A 16,805-nucleotide genomic window follows, 5' to 3' on the forward strand; every position below is an offset into this window, starting at 1 on the left:
CTATTCATTAAGGGTTAACAATTCTTCACTAGGTTCTTCTATATATTCTATACAGTCTAACTGATTCTTAAAAGGGGCAATATGCGCTAGGTACTGTTTCTTAAGGCTATCAGCGATAGGGTCTGCAGTAGGCAATTTTTCACGTAGGGGATCTACTTGACGGCCATTTTTCCAAAAACGGTAGCACACATGCGGGCCACTGGTATTTCCGGTCATCCCGATCCACCCAATAACATCGCCCTGCTTGACGTATTGGCCTTTTTTTACATTTTGGGCCTTCATATGAAGGTACTGGGTACTATAGGTACCGTTGTGTTTAATTTTAACGTATTTTCCGTTACCGCCTCGTCTGGTAGATTCTTCTACGGTACCGTTGGCAGTTGCCAAAATAGGTGTTCCTATAGGGGCTGCATAATCTGTTCCCTTGTGAGGACGTACCTTATTCCCGTAAAATGCTATTCTTCTGTTTAAGTTGTATCGCGAAGAAATTCTGCTAAACTGTACAGGTGACCTTAAAAATGCCCGTCTTAAATTCTTGGCCTCATGGTCATAGTACTCCCTGATGTTCCTTACAGAATCCGTTACGTAATTAAAAGCGTAGAAAGGCTCTCCATTATGTTCAAAGTAAGCAGCTTCAATACTCCCGGCACCGGCATAGATGGTGTCGTTTATATATTTTTCTTTGTAGATCACTTTAAATTTATCGCCTTTTTGAAGTCTAAAAAAGTCAATGCTCCAAGCATAAATTTCCGATAGGCTATTGGTAATATTATAATCAATCCCCTGTTGTAAAATTGCTTCGGACAAGGAGGAATTAATGACCCCAGAAGCCTCACGGGTCACATATTTTACCTTTTGTTTTTTATTGTAGGCCACCACATCGCCCCTAAAATCTATCACGGTATAATTTATAGGGTCGCTCTGATAAATAAAAACTTCGGTAGCATTGGTGCTATCCTTCGATTTTAATATCACATAAGGTTTTCCCTTTACGATTCTTCGAACGTCAAAAGTATCTTTATAGGTCTCTGCTATCATAGCAATTTTAGGATAGTCTATCTTATTTCTAAGCATAATAGCCCCAAAGCTATCTCCATCTCTAATCGTATCTTGCACCACCTCAAAATCGTTCATTAAAAACCCAAACTGTCTTGTTTCGACCGGTTTTTTAATGGTTACGACTTCCGATAATTCATCTCCTGCCTGCTTTTGATCTTTGCAAGAAACCAAAAAAGCCAAGCCTAGCGCTAGTCCCCAATATTTATGCATTCTACTATTTTATTTTTTCTGGGTTAAAGATATGATCTACCCATTGCTTCCCCCAATTATTTAACTCCTCTTTTGAAAATAACTCCGGAAAAAACACCACTTTCTGGAATCCTGGCGGCAAGTATTCTTTCCAATTGGTACCTCCTGTAGCGTCTATGGCAGTATTTTCTTTGGTTAGATAACGATATGCCGACCCCATATGCATTAACGGCCAATTTACATTGGCATTAACATCTAGGGCTTTTAACGCTTCTATTAGTTCTTTATTGTTTCTAGCAGCTTCTGGCAACTGCTGGTATTTATGATATACTGTACTGTGCTGCACTTCTTTGGCGATCCTTATCAACCGTGGTGTATAGCGGTACTCGAACTGCTTTAGGGTAAGGGTTTTTTCACCTGTTACCACATCGGTGGCCCCTTTTTTCCAATAAATACTTTCGTACAATTCCTCTATAGAGTTTTGGCTCGAGAACTGCTCCCTTTCCGTGTGGTGAATCAGGTTTTCCATAGGGGTAGCATAGAGCTCTATCATTCTGTACTGGGCAGATTGAAAACCACTGGCTGGCAACAAGGCCATCCTAAACTGCATGAACTGTTCGCGTTGCATGCCTTTGATCATGATACTAAACGAAGAAATCAACACTTTATAATAACTGTTGATCCTATTGGCCTTTTCTATAAAAAAGTCGACGTCCTGAGATTTGTCGTCTACAAGTTGTTTTTGCTCGTGAAGGATGAGTTTAAAGTACAATTCGGTAATTTGATGGTACATTATAAAAATTTCCTCATCCGGAAAATGTGTCCTTGGCACTTGAATACTCAACAAGGTATCTAGGTTGATATAATCCCAATAGGTAAGATACCGTTGATAAAGAAGGCCGTCCAAATAAGAGCTTAGGTCTTGCCCAGAATCTTTATATTTTTCCTCTAGTTTTGAAATCTGGGAATCAATATGCTCCTTATCCATTGTTTAATCCATTATTATTTTAAATTGATGCTTTAGGCCATTATACCCATCCAGATCAGCTTTAATAGACCCTACGGCCAAATCGGCCTTGATTCTGACCGGTATTTTATTGTCGTCATTGGAAACCCATAGGGTTAAGCTTTCTTGTTCTTTAAATACCCGACCAGACTGTACGTAGGGCCTGAATTTTAAACATTCGACTTTGCCGTATTTGGTTCTCAGCACTTCCTTGCCTAAATATTTCAGCTTAAACTGAAACACCCCGTCATCGTCGTATAAAAGATCCAAGTTAATAGACTTCCCTTCGACCAAGTCTTCGGCTTCAAAATTATTTCGTAGAAAATAAAAGGCCGATACCAAGTCTTGAATACTTTCCTGGATGGTAAAATTAATCTTTTTATCCTTTTTCTTATCGTTTAGGACGGCTACGTCCTTGTTGTAATCAAAATTTATTTCGATATCCTTGGTATAGCCACCTTCGTCAATTTTACGGATAAACCTATAGGGTCTCCCATCTTCCTTGCCAAAATAGCTTTCATAGGTGTCATCGACCTTAAAAAACAAACTTGCCAGGCCAACGGTTTTCCCATTTCCAACCACATGATATACGGGAATGCCATCTATTTTTGTCGATTTTACTTGAAGTGTTGCATAGCTAGCGTTCAAAAATCCGTAGTGCAAGCGAAATTTGAGCCATTCACCAGGTTTAAAAGCAGATTTTTTTTCTTTCTTTTCAACGTCTTCGAGCTTATTGCCTTGGTTAGAACGATACATTTGGGCGTTGATAGAAATCCCTAGAATTAAAATAAGTAGAATGCTAATCTTTTTCATACTTTCTCTGATTTTGTAAAACTACTAAAAACGATTAAACTACGTTTTTATTTATAAATATCTAACAAAATTTATTCCAAAGTACTCTTAAAAAAAAAAGCCCAGTTTTACAACTGGGCTTTTCCTAAATAACCAACCAAACTTTAAATTATGAAAAACCAATACTTAAAGTTGTAAGGGAACCACCCCTTACGAGGACAAATTTAAGACAAGAATTTGTTTTGAAATAAAATTTAACGTAGTTTAACGGTTCTATTAACAGTATTTTATAGCTAAGGCACAAAAAGTGCTTTAGAAGGCATAAAATTCATATATTTATAAGGTTCCTCGGGCCTCTTGCTCTCTTTCTATTGCTTCAAAGAGTGCTTTAAAATTTCCTTTCCCAAAAGATTTTGCGCCTTTCCTTTGAATAATTTCTATAAACATAGTAGGCCTATCTAAAATCGGTTTTGTAAAAATTTGTAGCAAATACCCTTCATCATCCCTATCTATTAAAATCCCCAACGCTCTTAAGGGCTCCAAATCCTCATCTATTTGCCCTACTCGATCCAAAACATCCTCGTAATAACTGGCAGGCACCGTTAAGAACTCTACGCCCCTATTTTTAAGGGCCGTTACCGTTTCTATGATATTATCTGTTGCCAAGGCCATATGCTGAACTCCGGCCCCGTTATAAAAATCTATATACTCTTCTATTTGAGACTTTTTCCTTCCCTCTGCGGGTTCATTAATCGGGAATTTAATACGCCCATTGCCATTGCTCATTACCTTGCTCATAAGGGCCGTATATTCGGTAGAAATATCCTTGTCATCAAAGGACACCAATTGAGCAAAGCCCATTACCTTGGCATAAAACTGACACCATTTGTTCATTTCGTTCCACCCTACGTTTCCAACGATATGATCAATATATTTTAACCCCAGTTCCGCCGGTTTATAAAACGGATCCCATTTTCTAAACCCAGGCATAAATACCCCTTTATAGTCGCCTCTTTCAACAAATACGTGGACGGTTTCCCCATAGGTATGAATACCGGAAAGCACTACTTTCCCATTCTGGTCTTCTAGGGTTTTGGGCTCAAAGTAACTTTTTGCCCCCCTAGCGGTAGTTTCTTTATGGCTTTTTGTAGCATTATCTACCCATAGGGCCACTACTTTAACGCCATCGCCATGAGCTTCTATATGCCTGTTGATTTCTCCTCCCGATTGTAGGGGAGAACTAAGCACCAACCTTATTTTATCTTGCTGCAGCACATAAGACACCTTGTCTTTTTGTCCCGTCTCCAAGCCGGCATAGGCCAAGGGCTGAAAACCCCATGCAGCCATATAGTAATACGCCGATTGTTTCGCATTCCCTACATACAATTCTATGTAATCGGTACCCAATAAAGGAAGAAAGTCTTGGGCTTCCGGATTTTCTATTGGTAATTTTAAAGAAGATTTATCTACTGTTGCCATGATGTTACAATTTTGAAATTATTAGATAATGTATATTGAATAAACGGTATATCAGAAGCTTTCCATAGTTTGAAAAGCACTGTTTTTTTTTACTCTATACTTACCACATTGCCCTAAGGTGGGCTGTAATATCTATTCTAAATCGCAGCATAATTTTTATTGTTCACTCCCCTCCGATCATTAAGCTATCTTAATTTGCCCTTGGAGAAAATCCTTAACATTAAAAGAACCCGTCTTACTTAAGGATTATAACGCACTAGGAGCACTATTCCATAGCAATATAGCAAATATCCCGAATATTTACACCTATCCTCTTCTTTTTCAATCGTTTCTACTTCCTATACACCCAAAAAACCCCAAACATACTTAGAACCAATATCCGATACTGAAATAAAAATTATTGTCTTTGTTTTCTGGAGAGTAGGAATAGAGTACTTGCATGGGGCCCAGAAAAGATTGGAATCCATACCCTATGGCATACCCCGTATATTTTGGGGCTTTAAACCAATCTGCAGTCCTAAAAAGGTCATCGTCTATATTCGCAACATTAGCCGCTAACACCAAGTGGTTTTTTGGTACAAATTCATAATCTAGCCTAGCCGTTGCCTTTACATAACTATTCCCAACAAGGCTCAAAAAATCGTAGCCGTAAAAAGGCACAAAATTATTGATCAAATTAGTGCCGTAGCCCCCCATTACAAAATCGAGGGAGGTGACCGGGGAAACACCCCATTTAAATCCGCCTTCTGTTTCTAATTTAAGGTATAGGTTTTTAGCCGCAGAAAATGCCCAACCCATTTTAGCCCTCCCGACGGAGAAATCCTTAAAATTATCATTGAAATCAGAAGACAATATGTAATAATGAAAATCTCCATCGAAGTAAAGCCCCTTCTTTGGAAAATAGATATCATCATAGGTATCATAGGTCAGTTTGCCGTAGGTGCTGAAAAAATTACTCTTTTCAAAATAAGTCCTAGAATTAGCAGGCGGGGAGCCATCATTGGTACCTCCTACAGATCCCAAGGTTCTAGTGCTGTATTGCAACCATTTATGCTCCAATCCCATAATAAAGGAAAATTCCTCTTCCAGGACTGTTTGCAGGTATATTTGGTTTGTAATGTCGGTGACTCCTAAATTTATATTACGGATATTGGCATTATTCTCGACTTCGAAATTAGACTCTATCAAGGAAAAATCTATCTCCTTGCTAAAATCGTTAAACCTAGAGTTCACCCCAAAACTCCAATAAAAACCACGGTCTACATAATATTCTAGATAATACCTAAGATTGTCGCCAATTATAAAATCGAAGGAAGCTACATCATCATCTCTTAAAAAATTCTTTTTGGTCAGGTTAATAAGGCCAGAACTTTTGTACAAATCATCATAATGTACTCCAAGGCGTATGGACATCTTATCCATATTTTCTTTTAGTTTTAAAAATAGCCCCACCCCATTACCATTGGAAAGCAATTCGTATTTTATGGCATTAAAGTTTCCGGTAGCAGATAAATTATTAATCCCACGTTCTAATTTGGCAAAGGTTATCTTCTCGTCTGTATTGAACCTTAACTTCCCTTTGATATAAGCACTGGAATAATTGTTGTTTCCTTCAATCATGATTTCATTAATCAAGATACTATCCGATATATGGGCCGGCACAAAATTATCGGGCTTATTAAGGGTCCTGCCCCCAATTCTCTGTAATTCCCGAAGTTTTGACCTGGCAGCCTCCTCGCCATTTTTTATAATGGTATTCCCAAGGGCAAAATCTATCACGGAAAAATTTTTGATATCCGGAGTAATATAGATATCGGTTTCCTTAGATTTTCTATCCATATCCCTTACGGTCCTATAGTTGTTTATTTGCAATAAAATTTCGGTGGCGGTCTGTAAGGCTTCTCTATCGGATAGGCCGTGTTGTACATCGACCCCAATTATGATATCGGCTCCCATATTGCGCACTTCCTGTATGGGGTAATTATTGACTACGCCCCCATCGACCAATACTCTTCCGTCTATTTCTACAGGTTTAAAAAGCGAAGGAAAGGTACCACTGGCCAAAATAGCTTCGGGCAGGTACCCTTTATTTAAAAGCACCTCTTCTCCGGTTTCTACATCGGTAGCCATACAGAAAAACGGAATTTGCAACTTACTAAAATCCTTGACGTCCCTCACGTGGTACAACAACCTTACAAATTCATTATAAACGCTTTGTCCTCCCGAAATTGCCTGAGGAATAGATACTTTAAATCCATTAAAGGGCAAGGTCAGGGCATATCTTTCGGAATCTTCCTTTTCATAAAAGGTTTTGGCGCTTCTCGGCAAGTTATCCTGGATCAAATAATTAAAATCGGTAGTTCTAAAAATAGAATCCAAGGCCGCTGCAGAATACCCCGAGGCATAGAGGGCTCCTATGATGGCTCCCATACTGGTACCGCCAATATAATCGATCCTTACTCCGGCTTCCTCTATTACTTTTAAGACCCCTATATGTGCCAAGCCCTTAGCGCCTCCGCCACTTAAAACAAGCCCCACCTTAAGGTCCTTAATTTCATTAGGAACCTGTCCGTGGAAAATTTGAGAAAAAAGAAACAGACTTAGTATTGCCAGTAATTTTTGCATATAGTTAAGATAAGGCTTTAATGAAACGATTCATAAATTTTCTTTGCTTTTGACCTGCCTACAATGCTTATTAAATTCTCTAAAGAGGCTTCCTTGATCCGTTTAACGGACTTAAAATATTTTAATAAATCTTCTACGGTTTTTTCCCCTATCCCATCGATACTTTCCAATTCCGAATTTATGGCGGCCTTACTTCTCTTATTCCGGTGAAAGGTTATTCCAAACCTATGGGCCTCATTTCTAAGCTGCTGTATTATTTTCAGCGATTCGGACTTTTTATCCAAGTATAGCGGAATGGAATCTTCGGGAAAATAAATTTCTTCCAATCGTTTCGCAATCCCGATAATGGCTATTTTTCCTCTAAGCCCTAAGTCGTCCAGACTTTTTACGGCCGAGGAAAGCTGCCCCTTCCCCCCATCGATCACAATTAGTTGTGGCAGGTCTTTCCCCTCTGTCATCAAGCGATCATAGCGCCTGTATACTACTTCTTCCATGGAAGCAAAATCATCTGGCCCCACCACCGATTTAATATTAAAATGACGGTACTCCTTTTTAGAAGGCTTCCCGTCCTTAAAAACGACACAGGCGGCCACAGGGAAGGCTCCTTGTATGTTAGAGTTATCAAAACACTCTATATGCCTTGGCTCCTGAGACAACCGAAGATCGCTTTTCAATTGCGCCATGATTCTATTGGTATGCCGGTCCGGATCTATTATTTTAATCTGCTTAAACCGGTCTTGCCTAAAATACTTGGCGTTTCGTTCAGAAAGTTCCAATATTTTTTTCTTATCCCCTAATTTTGGCACCGTCACTTTTAGTTCTGGTGGTAAGCTTACTGGAAAAGGCAGGTACAACTCTTTGGAAAGGGATTGAAACCTTTGCCTTATTTCTATAATAGCCAGTTGTAATAATTCTTCTTCCGTTTCCTCGAGTTTCTTTTTAATTTCCATGGTATGGGAACGGATAATAGATCCATGGGATAGTTGCAAGAAATTTACATAAGCATATTCCTCATCTGAAATGATGCTAAACACATCTACATTATTGATTTTAGGATTTACTATGGTCGTTTTTACCTGATAGTTTTCTAAAACCTCTATTTTCTCTTTTATTTTTTGGGCTTCTTCAAATTTCATTTCTTGGGCCAAGGAAGTCATCTGCCCTCTAAAATAATGCAAGGATGCCTTAAAGTCGCCTTTTACAATTTCACGAATTTCTTGTATTTGTCGGTTGTATTCCTCTTCTGACTGAAAGGCTTCACAAGGCCCTTTGCAATTTCCCAAATGATACTCCAAACACACCTTGTATTTGCCCTGGTCTATTTTTTCCCTAGACAGGTCGTACTTACAGGTCCGCAGTGGATAAACACTTTTAATAAGATCTAATAAAGTATATAGGGTTTTCATACTGGTATAGGGCCCAAAATATTCCGAGCCGTCCTTTACGAGCCGTCTTGTAGCAAAAACCCGTGGAAACCTTTCCTTTTTTATACAGATCCAAGGATATGTTTTATCGTCCTTTAACAACACATTATACCTAGGACGATACTTTTTTATAAGGTTGTTCTCTAGCAATAAGGCATCGGACTCCGTAGGCACCACGATATGCTGAATACTCCGTATTTTCTTTACCAACACCCGAGTTTTACCAGAGTCATGGTTCTTGTTGAAATAAGAAGATACCCTCTTTTTTAAATTCTTTGCCTTTCCTACATATAAAATTTTATCCTCGGCATCATAGAACTGATACACCCCAGGATTGTTTGGCAACGAGCTTAATTGTACTTCTATGGGTATTTGAGTCATGTACTTGGTATAAATCTTTTCTAAATCTCCTTACTTAAAATACTGCATTTTTTTTTCAATCTACAAAATGCCCGCCCCTATTCTAGGGAGATCTTCGTGATCACAAAATAAGGATATAAAAGCTATTATTGAAGTTTGCACCCTCTTAATATTATTATAATTCCAACATTTTTACGCATTTATAAAATCAACATCCGGAAGGGATAAATTTAAGAAGTTTTTGTGTTTCCCGATTTTTTTTCGACCGCCCTACCTATGCAAGGCAGGCTGTATCAACCTTCAAAACCTGCAAATAAATAAACTAACAAGCTGTTAAATAGACTATTATATTCTTAAATCTTGTTAAATGAATGTGTATTTTATCGATAAAACCATGCCTTTTACGGAATAATTCGATGGTTTTTTTATATTTGGCTGATTATTAGAAATATAAGATGGACAAATATTTAATTACTTTGGGAGCCTATTTACTATTGATGGTCTTCTTCAAGATTTACTACACTATAGCAACTAAAAAGTAGCATTCTTTAGCGGTTCTTAGTATATTCGCTATACAGCCCGTTTGCTCAATAGTTATGTTAAAAAAAGAATTGCGTGCCACCTATGCCCAACGCCGTGAGCGCCTCAGCCACGAACAAGTATCAGAGGCTAGTATAGCTTTAGCCAACCAACTTCTTACATTACCGATTTGGAATTTTGACTATTACCATTTGTTCCTGTCTATTACCGAAAAGAAAGAGGTAGACACGGAATTTGTCATGTCCATATTACAGGGAAAGGACAAAAACATTGTTCTTCCCAAGATGAGCGACAACCGATCTTTACTGAATTATTTACTAACCGACAATACGGTCATTAAGAAGAACCATTGGAACGTTCCTGAACCCCAAGACGGTATTGAGGTACCTACCCTTAAAATTGACGTGGTGTTTTTACCCTTATTGGCTTTTGACCTAGAAGGAAACCGCGTAGGCTATGGCAAGGGATATTACGACATTCTACTGCAGCAATGCCGACCAGATGTCGTAAAGATTGGACTGTCTCTTTTTGAAGCCGAAGAAAAAATAACGGATATCAATCCAGAGGATGTTCCCTTAGATTTTTGTGTTACTCCACAACGGATTTATTCGTTTTAACTTCTTCTACACTGTCCCCAAAGGCTTTCTTATTAAATACAATAAGAATCCCTACCCCAGTACTAATAGCCGTATCGGCAATATTAAATACAGGTTCGAAAAAACGAAAGGTATTGCCTCCAACCACAGGTATCCAATCTGGCCAAGTAGTGTCTACCATCGGAAAGTAAAGCATATCTACTACCTTCCCGTGAAAGAGACTGCCATAAGGCTCTGATGAAAACAAGGTGGCCACTTGGGCATAACTATCGTTAAAGATCATTCCGTAAAAAACCGAATCTATAATATTCCCCAATGCTCCGGCAAAGATTAATGATACTGCAAAAATTAAGGTCGTGGACGATTTTTTCTTGATGGTATCCCACAGCCAGTAGCCTATCCCTACGATTGCAAACAACCTAAAGATGGTTAATACGAGCTTGCCAGTGGTATCGGCTATCGGAAATATATCGCTTAGCTTAGTCCCCCATGCTGCCCCTTCATTTTCTATAAAAAGGATTTTAAACCAATTAAAAACATCTACGTATTCGCCAAGAACAAAATGGGTCTTTATATAGATTTTACTTACCTGATCTACGATTAAAATCAGCGCAATTAATAGAAGGGATTTTTTTAAATTCATTCTTTTTAATAAAATATGGATTCGGTAAAAATAGACATATTATTCGATTTTCCGAATGTTGATATTCCCTGTAATGGAATTAAGGGTAAAATATGCATCTCCTTTTGGAATAATTTCGGATTGCTTTACCCCATATTTACTGTTTGCAATAATATGGCCTTTTTTCACCCCTAGCACAATAGCACCGCTTTGTGTCGTTACGGTTGTATTCTCCCCAACGTCGAGCAGGGTGCAGTTACCGTCGTTTAAAACAACCTTTAAGTCCGAATACTGGCCTTGCACATTGATATTGGCATTGGTGCCGTAGACCAAGACTTGGAGGTGTTTAGGTACCTTAATTTTAAGTGCAATGGAAACAACCTTATGCGCACTTAATTTATCGTTAGGATCTAAAAAACTAGGCTGAAAGCCTGCGCTGACCAACAGCGCGTTCCCTTCTTCTTTCACTTGCACCAAAACATTGTTCATATACTCACCTTCCATGACCCCCTCCACGGACATTTCGGATCCGCTAGTGGTAGCCAAATCTACCCTAAAGCAGTCTTTGGTATCGATCTGAATATTGGTGATATGGGGGTTCAGAACAGTTTTATGAACCAATTTCTGAGCATACACTACTGGCAGGCTCATCGCAATAAGAAAGGTAAGCAGTTTTTTCATTCCATAAAAAAACGCCTTGTGAGGCGTTTTTTTTAAAATTTTTAAGCTTGTAAGTTTTTCGCTTCTATGCTCAATGTCGCATGAGGCACCAATTTTAGGCGTTCTTTACTAATAAGCTTACCAGTGATACAACAAATGCCATAGGTTTTGTTTTCTATACGCAACAAAGCATTTTTTAAATCTCTAATAAACTTTTCCTGACGAATTGCCAACTGGGTATTAGCTTCCTTACTCATGGTCTCGGAACCTTCTTCGAAGGCTTTAAAGGTAGGAGAAGTATCATCCGTACCGTTATTACCATCGTTCATATAAGAACTTTTAAGCAGTTCCAAGTGACTTTTCGCTTTTACAATTTTTTCTTCGATTAGAACTCTGAATTCATTCAAATCCTTATCGGCATACCGTACTTTTAAATCTTCTGCCATAATGTTAATGTTTTACTATGAACAACTTTGTATTAATTTCGTCGAAAGAAACCTCTATTCCTTTCTCCAAAGTTTCTTCAAAATTAAGTTCAGCCGCTAAGGTTTCCGTTTTTATATATGACATATTACTTACTACAGCCTCTTCGACAAAACCATCCTTCAATAATTTAATATCTATTTTATCCGTCACTTCAAAACCTGATTCTTTTCTCAGATTCTGAATTCTATTGACCAGCTCCCTGGCAATACCTTCATTTCTTAGGTCCTCTGTAATAGAAATATCCAAAGCCACTGTCAAGGCTCCTGAACTTGCTACTAACCAACCCTCAATATCCTGAGATGATATCTCTACATCTTGGAGCTGTAAAATAATACTTTTATCTTCAAGTTGTAAGATTATTTCGCCATTCTGCTCAATTTTTTGGATTTCCTCCTGATTTAGTCGAGAAACAGCCGCAGCAATGAGTTTCATATCCTTCCCAAACTTAGGACCAAGGGTCTTAAAGTTAGGTTTTATTTGTTTCACTAAGACCCCAGAAGCATCATCTAAGAGCTCTATTTCCTTAACATTCACTTCCGTTTTAATAAGATTGGCCACCGCTTCTATTTCCACTCTCTGCTTATTATCCAGCACTGGAATCATAATCTTCTGTAGCGGCTGACGCACCTTAATCTTCTCTTTTTGGCGAATAGACAGGACCAAGGACGATATGGTCTGAGCCTTTGCCATCTTACTTTCTAAGTCCTTATTGACCATGGTCATATCGTACTTTGGAAAGTCTGATAAATGTACGCTTTCAAAAGAGTCTCTATGTGTCGTATTTGTTAAATCTTTGTATAATCTGTCCATAAAAAATGGCGCTACCGGTGCCGCTAATTTAGCAACCGTAGTCAAACAGGTATACAAGGTCTGATAGGCCGATATTTTATCGAATTGATAATCACCTTTCCAGAAACGTCTTCTGCTTAAACGCACGTACCAGTTGCTCAGGTTTTCCTGAACGTAGTTAGAAATTGCCCTAGTAGCCCTAGTAGGTTCGTATTCTTCATAGGCCTCATCTACCGTTTTTATCAAGGAATGCAGTTCGGATAAGATCCACTGATCTATTTCTGGGCGTTCCGATAAAGGAATATCAGCTTCCGAATAATCAAACTTATCTAAATTGGCATACATGGCAAAGAAAGAATAGGTATTGTACAGAGTTCCAAAGAACTTCCGCTTCACCTCTGCAATACCTTCTACATCAAACTTTAAATTATCCCAAGGGTTGGCATTTGAAATCATGTACCAACGTGTCGCATCCGGACCGTATTCTTCCATGGTTTCGAAAGGATCTACGGCGTTGCCCAAACGTTTGGACATTTTTTTACCATCTTTATCCAATACCAATCCGTTAGACACTACGTTTTTATAGGCCACGGAGTCAAATACCATCGTAGCAATAGCGTGCAGGGTATAGAACCACCCTCTTGTCTGGTCTACTCCTTCGGCAATAAAGTCGGCCGGGAAGGTCTTTCCTTCATCGATCAGTTCTTTATTTTCGAATGGGTAGTGCCATTGCGCATAAGGCATAGAACCACTATCGAACCAAACATCGATCAGATCGCTTTCGCGAGACATTGGTTTTCCCGAAGGGGATACCAAGGTAATCTGATCTACTATATTTTTATGTAAATCTATTTTATCGTAATTCTCTTCGGACATATCGCCCACGACGAAATCCTTAAAGATATCTTCTGCAAGCATTCCGGCCGCCACGGCCTTTTCCATCTCTTGTTTCAATTCGGCCACCGAACCAATGATCAGTTGTTCACTACCATCTTCGGTACGCCAAATCGGCAATGGAATCCCCCAATAACGAGAACGCGACAGGTTCCAATCATTGGCATTCGCCAACCAATTCCCAAACCTACCTTCTCCAGTAGCCTTAGGCTTCCAATTGATGGTTTGGTTCAGTTGGAACATATTGTCCTTGACATCGGTGATTTTTATAAACCAAGAATCTAAAGGATAATACAATATAGGCTTATCTGTACGCCAGCAGTTCGGGTAGCTATGCACATACTTTTCTACCTTAAAGGCTCTATTATCTTCTTTTAATTTAATGGCGATCTCTACATCCACAGATTTCTCTGGAGCTTCGCCATCGTTGTAATATTCGTTCTTTACGTATTTCCCTGCCAGCTCCTTTAATTCGGGGCGGAATTTACCCTGTAAATCTACCAATGGCACGGGGTTATTATGATCGTCCAATACCAACATCGGCGGCACCTCTGGTGTTGCCTGTTTTGCTACCAAGGCATCATCTGCCCCAAAGGTAGGTGCGGTATGCACAATTCCTGTTCCGTCTTCTGTGGTTACAAAATCGCCTGCAATGATCCTAAAGGCATTTTCCGGATGCTGATATGGTAGGGCATAGTCTAATAACTGTTCGTATGTAACCCCTACTAGGTCGGCTCCCTTGGCCTCTCCAACAATTTGGTACGGGATTTTCTTGTCTTTTGAGCTGTAGTTTGCAAAATCGTCTTCACTTTCAGCAGCAAAGAATTTTCCACTAAACTGCTTGCCTACCAAAGTATTGGCAAGCACCACATGCATAGGTTCAAAAGTATATTGATTGAAGGTTTTTACCACTACGTAATCAATCTTAGGACCTACGGTCAAGGCAGTATTCGATGGCAATGTCCATGGCGTGGTTGTCCAGGCCAAGAAGAAAATATCGCCTTCTATGCCTTTAAAATTATCGCCCAAGGTTTCTTTTTTAACCTTAAACTGAGCTACCACAGTAGTATCGGTAACGTCTTGATAGGTCCCTGGCTGGTTCAGCTCGTGAGAACTAAGTCCAGTTCCCGCTTTTGGGGAATACGGTTGTATGGTATACCCTTTATAGATAAGTCCTTTGTCGTAAATCTGCTTTAGCAACCACCATACAGATTCCATGTACTTGGATTTGTAGGTGATATACGGATCTTCCATATCTACCCAATACCCCACCTTTTCTGTCATGGAGTTCCAAACGTCCGTATAGCGCATCACCGCTTTTTTACAGGCCGCGTTATAATCTTCTACAGAAATTTTTGTCCCAATATCTTCCTTGGTAATCCCCAATTCCTTTTCAACTCCTAATTCTATCGGTAGTCCATGGGTATCCCATCCGGCCTTACGTTTCACCTGAAAACCTTTCATGGTTTTGTAACGCGGAAAAATATCCTTGATAGTACGGGCCATTACATGGTGGATTCCCGGCAATCCGTTTGCCGATGGAGGTCCTTCATAAAAAACATAACTCTCCTTTCCCTCCCTACTAGTTACACTTTTTTCAAATATGTGATTCTCCTTCCAATACTCCAAAATGCTTTCCGCAACTTTCGGTAAATCTAATCCTTTATATTCTTCAAACTTCATATTAACTAGTTGTAGTGGTCTATTTTAAGTTTGCAAAATTACTAAATTTGAACAAATTTATACGCATCTTACCCCTGGTAAAAAAATCTTTTGTTCAAACGCTAGCTTTTCTACTAATAATTTTACAAGAGCCATCTCCTTCCATTTAGTTTTTAATGGCTTCCAGGGCTATAAAAACGCAAAAAAAAAGCCGCCCTTTCAGGCAGCTTTTTCCAATCAATGGGGAAACATTATGTATTATTGTACGGTTCCCGTAACCTTTACATTAACAGTTAATTTAAGGGCAGAGTTTACATCGATAAGTCCTAGTTTTAATCCTGTAGCCGACTCAACTTCTAGTAAGGAGTTAAAAGAAAACCCATTAGCTTCATCTTCTTTGTAAGAAGCAAAGATCAGTTCGTACTCACCTTCTTCCAAGAAATCCAAGCTGTAAGATCCGCTTATTCCTTTTACCTCAGCACTAGTTACCGCGTTGGCAAATGTTACACCACTTTTACCTTTACCTTTTGTTTCTGCATCGGCATTGAACGTACCTTTTTTGTAGGCATACACGATAATTTTGTCCGAAGTGTTTTTAGAATCGCTGGCAGAACCGGAAATTTTTCCAGTAGTTTCTTTATTTACAGTTCTAATTCCGGCAGAAAGCTCGCTCATAGTCACAAAATCAAAGTCGCTAGAAAGGGCGCTTTTCTCTTCTTTAATTGTTTTTCTAAGGTCAAAATCAATTACAATCACATTCTTAGCTTGGGCCAGTACCTCGAAAGAATCGGTGATATTAATTTTGTTGGAAGCAGCAACCAAGGCATCTTTTTCTCCGTTTGCCTTTTCTACATAGCAACCAGGCGCATCCCCGTTTACGTCTTTGTCAAAATCCAATTCAAATACAATATTCGAATACGTTTTTGCCTGTAAGTCCAAGTTTCCTAAAACTGCGGTCTTTCCATCTACCAAAGCAGCTAGGTTTACCGTGGTAGCGTTGAATCCTTCTAGTGACTTTCCGTCTACTGTAACATTGGTTATGGTTACAAAAACAGCTTCTACATTGGCATTATCTATGGGGGCGTCGGTTACTTCAAAAGTAGTATTATACGATTCCCCTTCCATGGCCGTGTCGTCATTTTTACTACATGACACCATTGCCATTAAAGCTATAACTGCCAATCCTGAAATCTTAAATAAATTTTTCATAATCTTCATAATAATTTAATTTGTTTGTTTGTATATGAAACAATCAAGTCCCACTTCTCCCTACCTTGAAAATGTTAAAATTTTCACGACACCTGCTACTTGTCTGATTTACAGATCACTATATCGATGAATTTTTTACATAATTTCTTAAATAAAACAGTAGGCGCCTTTTTATAAACCGATGTTTATTTAGCCGATGCCCGTTTTTTGGGCGTTCCCCTAGCGGGGCGGGCTTTCCGCTGTATCTTTTTTAGCCGGCGCTGCCGCTAAAAAAGGATGCCGCTGCAATCCCTAACGCGGAATACAGTGAACAATTTTCAATTGGATGAAAGAAAAGAGAGGACCGCTCTGCAAATGCAACGACTTGCATTTGCAGTAAGAGGCCAAATCAATTTACAATAAGCAGTAAACAA

General features: G+C 39.0%; 12 protein-coding genes. 1 reads left to right on the top strand and 11 read right to left on the bottom strand.

Translation table 11 applies throughout. The features are described 5' to 3' along the window. From HCG49_RS07825 to uvrC, 6 genes are all read right to left on the bottom strand, one after another. Positions 1-1,269, bottom strand: coding sequence for a peptidoglycan DD-metalloendopeptidase family protein (locus tag HCG49_RS07825; RefSeq protein WP_168468983.1), 1,269 nt, complete (start codon positions 1,267-1,269; stop codon positions 1-3). A gap of 4 nt (positions 1,270-1,273) precedes the next feature. Beyond that, positions 1,274-2,236 carry a tryptophan 2,3-dioxygenase family protein gene (locus tag HCG49_RS07830; RefSeq protein ID WP_168468984.1) on the bottom strand — a complete coding sequence of 321 codons (963 nt, stop codon included), beginning with the start codon at positions 2,234-2,236 and terminating at the stop codon, positions 1,274-1,276. A 3-nt stretch (positions 2,237-2,239) separates the two neighbouring features. Next, the gene (locus tag HCG49_RS07835; RefSeq protein WP_168468985.1) at positions 2,240-3,067 is read right to left on the bottom strand and encodes a DUF3108 domain-containing protein; all 828 of its coding nucleotides are present in this window, start codon (positions 3,065-3,067) and stop codon (positions 2,240-2,242) included. Positions 3,068-3,382: 315 nt separating this feature from the next. Beyond that, positions 3,383-4,525, bottom strand: coding sequence for a 4-hydroxyphenylpyruvate dioxygenase (gene hppD, locus HCG49_RS07840; RefSeq protein ID WP_168468986.1), 1,143 nt, complete (start codon positions 4,523-4,525; stop codon positions 3,383-3,385). Positions 4,526-4,891: 366 nt separating this feature from the next. Then, a complete protein-coding gene (locus tag HCG49_RS07845) occupies positions 4,892-7,150 on the bottom strand; it encodes a patatin-like phospholipase family protein (RefSeq protein WP_168468987.1) in 2,259 nt (752 codons plus the stop codon). A gap of 17 nt (positions 7,151-7,167) precedes the next feature. Further along, positions 7,168-8,955 carry an excinuclease ABC subunit UvrC gene (gene uvrC / locus HCG49_RS07850; RefSeq protein ID WP_168468988.1) on the bottom strand — a complete coding sequence of 596 codons (1,788 nt, stop codon included), beginning with the start codon at positions 8,953-8,955 and terminating at the stop codon, positions 7,168-7,170. A 575-nt stretch (positions 8,956-9,530) separates the two neighbouring features. On the opposite strand from uvrC, the gene HCG49_RS07855 reads away from it, so the two are divergent. Continuing rightward, positions 9,531-10,091, top strand: a complete 561-nt coding sequence (locus HCG49_RS07855) for a 5-formyltetrahydrofolate cyclo-ligase (RefSeq protein WP_168468989.1) — start codon at positions 9,531-9,533, stop codon at positions 10,089-10,091. On the opposite strand, the gene HCG49_RS07860 is transcribed toward HCG49_RS07855, so the two are convergent. From HCG49_RS07860 to HCG49_RS07880, 5 genes are all read right to left on the bottom strand, one after another. Next, entirely contained in the window at positions 10,063-10,713 is a 651-nt protein-coding gene (locus HCG49_RS07860) for a lipoprotein signal peptidase (protein WP_168468990.1), read from the bottom strand. The two genes, HCG49_RS07855 and HCG49_RS07860, sit on opposite strands and share 29 nt — an antisense overlap. 39 nt (positions 10,714-10,752) lie before the next feature. Further along, complete coding sequence (locus HCG49_RS07865; protein ID WP_168468991.1) at positions 10,753-11,373, bottom strand: hypothetical protein; 621 nt, start codon at positions 11,371-11,373, stop codon at positions 10,753-10,755. Between the two features lie 41 nt (positions 11,374-11,414). After that, positions 11,415-11,798 carry a TraR/DksA family transcriptional regulator gene (locus HCG49_RS07870; RefSeq protein WP_168468992.1) on the bottom strand — a complete coding sequence of 128 codons (384 nt, stop codon included), beginning with the start codon at positions 11,796-11,798 and terminating at the stop codon, positions 11,415-11,417. Positions 11,799-11,802: 4 nt separating this feature from the next. Continuing rightward, positions 11,803-15,204 carry an isoleucine--tRNA ligase gene (gene ileS, locus HCG49_RS07875; protein WP_168468993.1) on the bottom strand — a complete coding sequence of 1,134 codons (3,402 nt, stop codon included), beginning with the start codon at positions 15,202-15,204 and terminating at the stop codon, positions 11,803-11,805. A 237-nt stretch (positions 15,205-15,441) separates the two neighbouring features. Continuing rightward, positions 15,442-16,392, bottom strand: coding sequence for a DUF4382 domain-containing protein (locus HCG49_RS07880; protein WP_168468994.1), 951 nt, complete (start codon positions 16,390-16,392; stop codon positions 15,442-15,444). Positions 16,393-16,805 lie beyond the last annotated feature (413 nt).

Origin of the sequence: Arenibacter sp. 6A1 (genome assembly GCF_012272855.1) — a bacterium.
Taxonomy (GTDB): domain Bacteria; phylum Bacteroidota; class Bacteroidia; order Flavobacteriales; family Flavobacteriaceae; genus Arenibacter.

What these genes read in the sequence shown, in the direction of transcription:
- HCG49_RS07825 (WP_168468983.1), bottom strand. Translation starts at nt 1,269, where the DNA reads ATGCATAAATATTGGGGACTAGCGCTAGGCTTGGCTTTTTTGGTTTCT.
- HCG49_RS07830 (WP_168468984.1), bottom strand. Translation starts at nt 2,236, where the DNA reads ATGGATAAGGAGCATATTGATTCCCAGATTTCAAAACTAGAGGAAAAA.
- HCG49_RS07835 (WP_168468985.1), bottom strand. Translation starts at nt 3,067, where the DNA reads ATGAAAAAGATTAGCATTCTACTTATTTTAATTCTAGGGATTTCTATC.
- hppD (WP_168468986.1), bottom strand. Translation starts at nt 4,525, where the DNA reads ATGGCAACAGTAGATAAATCTTCTTTAAAATTACCAATAGAAAATCCG.
- HCG49_RS07845 (WP_168468987.1), bottom strand. Translation starts at nt 7,150, where the DNA reads ATGCAAAAATTACTGGCAATACTAAGTCTGTTTCTTTTTTCTCAAATT.
- uvrC (WP_168468988.1), bottom strand. Translation starts at nt 8,955, where the DNA reads ATGACTCAAATACCCATAGAAGTACAATTAAGCTCGTTGCCAAACAAT.
- HCG49_RS07855 (WP_168468989.1), top strand. Translation starts at nt 9,531, where the DNA reads ATGTTAAAAAAAGAATTGCGTGCCACCTATGCCCAACGCCGTGAGCGC.
- HCG49_RS07860 (WP_168468990.1), bottom strand. Translation starts at nt 10,713, where the DNA reads ATGAATTTAAAAAAATCCCTTCTATTAATTGCGCTGATTTTAATCGTA.
- HCG49_RS07865 (WP_168468991.1), bottom strand. Translation starts at nt 11,373, where the DNA reads ATGAAAAAACTGCTTACCTTTCTTATTGCGATGAGCCTGCCAGTAGTG.
- HCG49_RS07870 (WP_168468992.1), bottom strand. Translation starts at nt 11,798, where the DNA reads ATGGCAGAAGATTTAAAAGTACGGTATGCCGATAAGGATTTGAATGAA.
- ileS (WP_168468993.1), bottom strand. Translation starts at nt 15,204, where the DNA reads ATGAAGTTTGAAGAATATAAAGGATTAGATTTACCGAAAGTTGCGGAA.
- HCG49_RS07880 (WP_168468994.1), bottom strand. Translation starts at nt 16,392, where the DNA reads ATGAAAAATTTATTTAAGATTTCAGGATTGGCAGTTATAGCTTTAATG.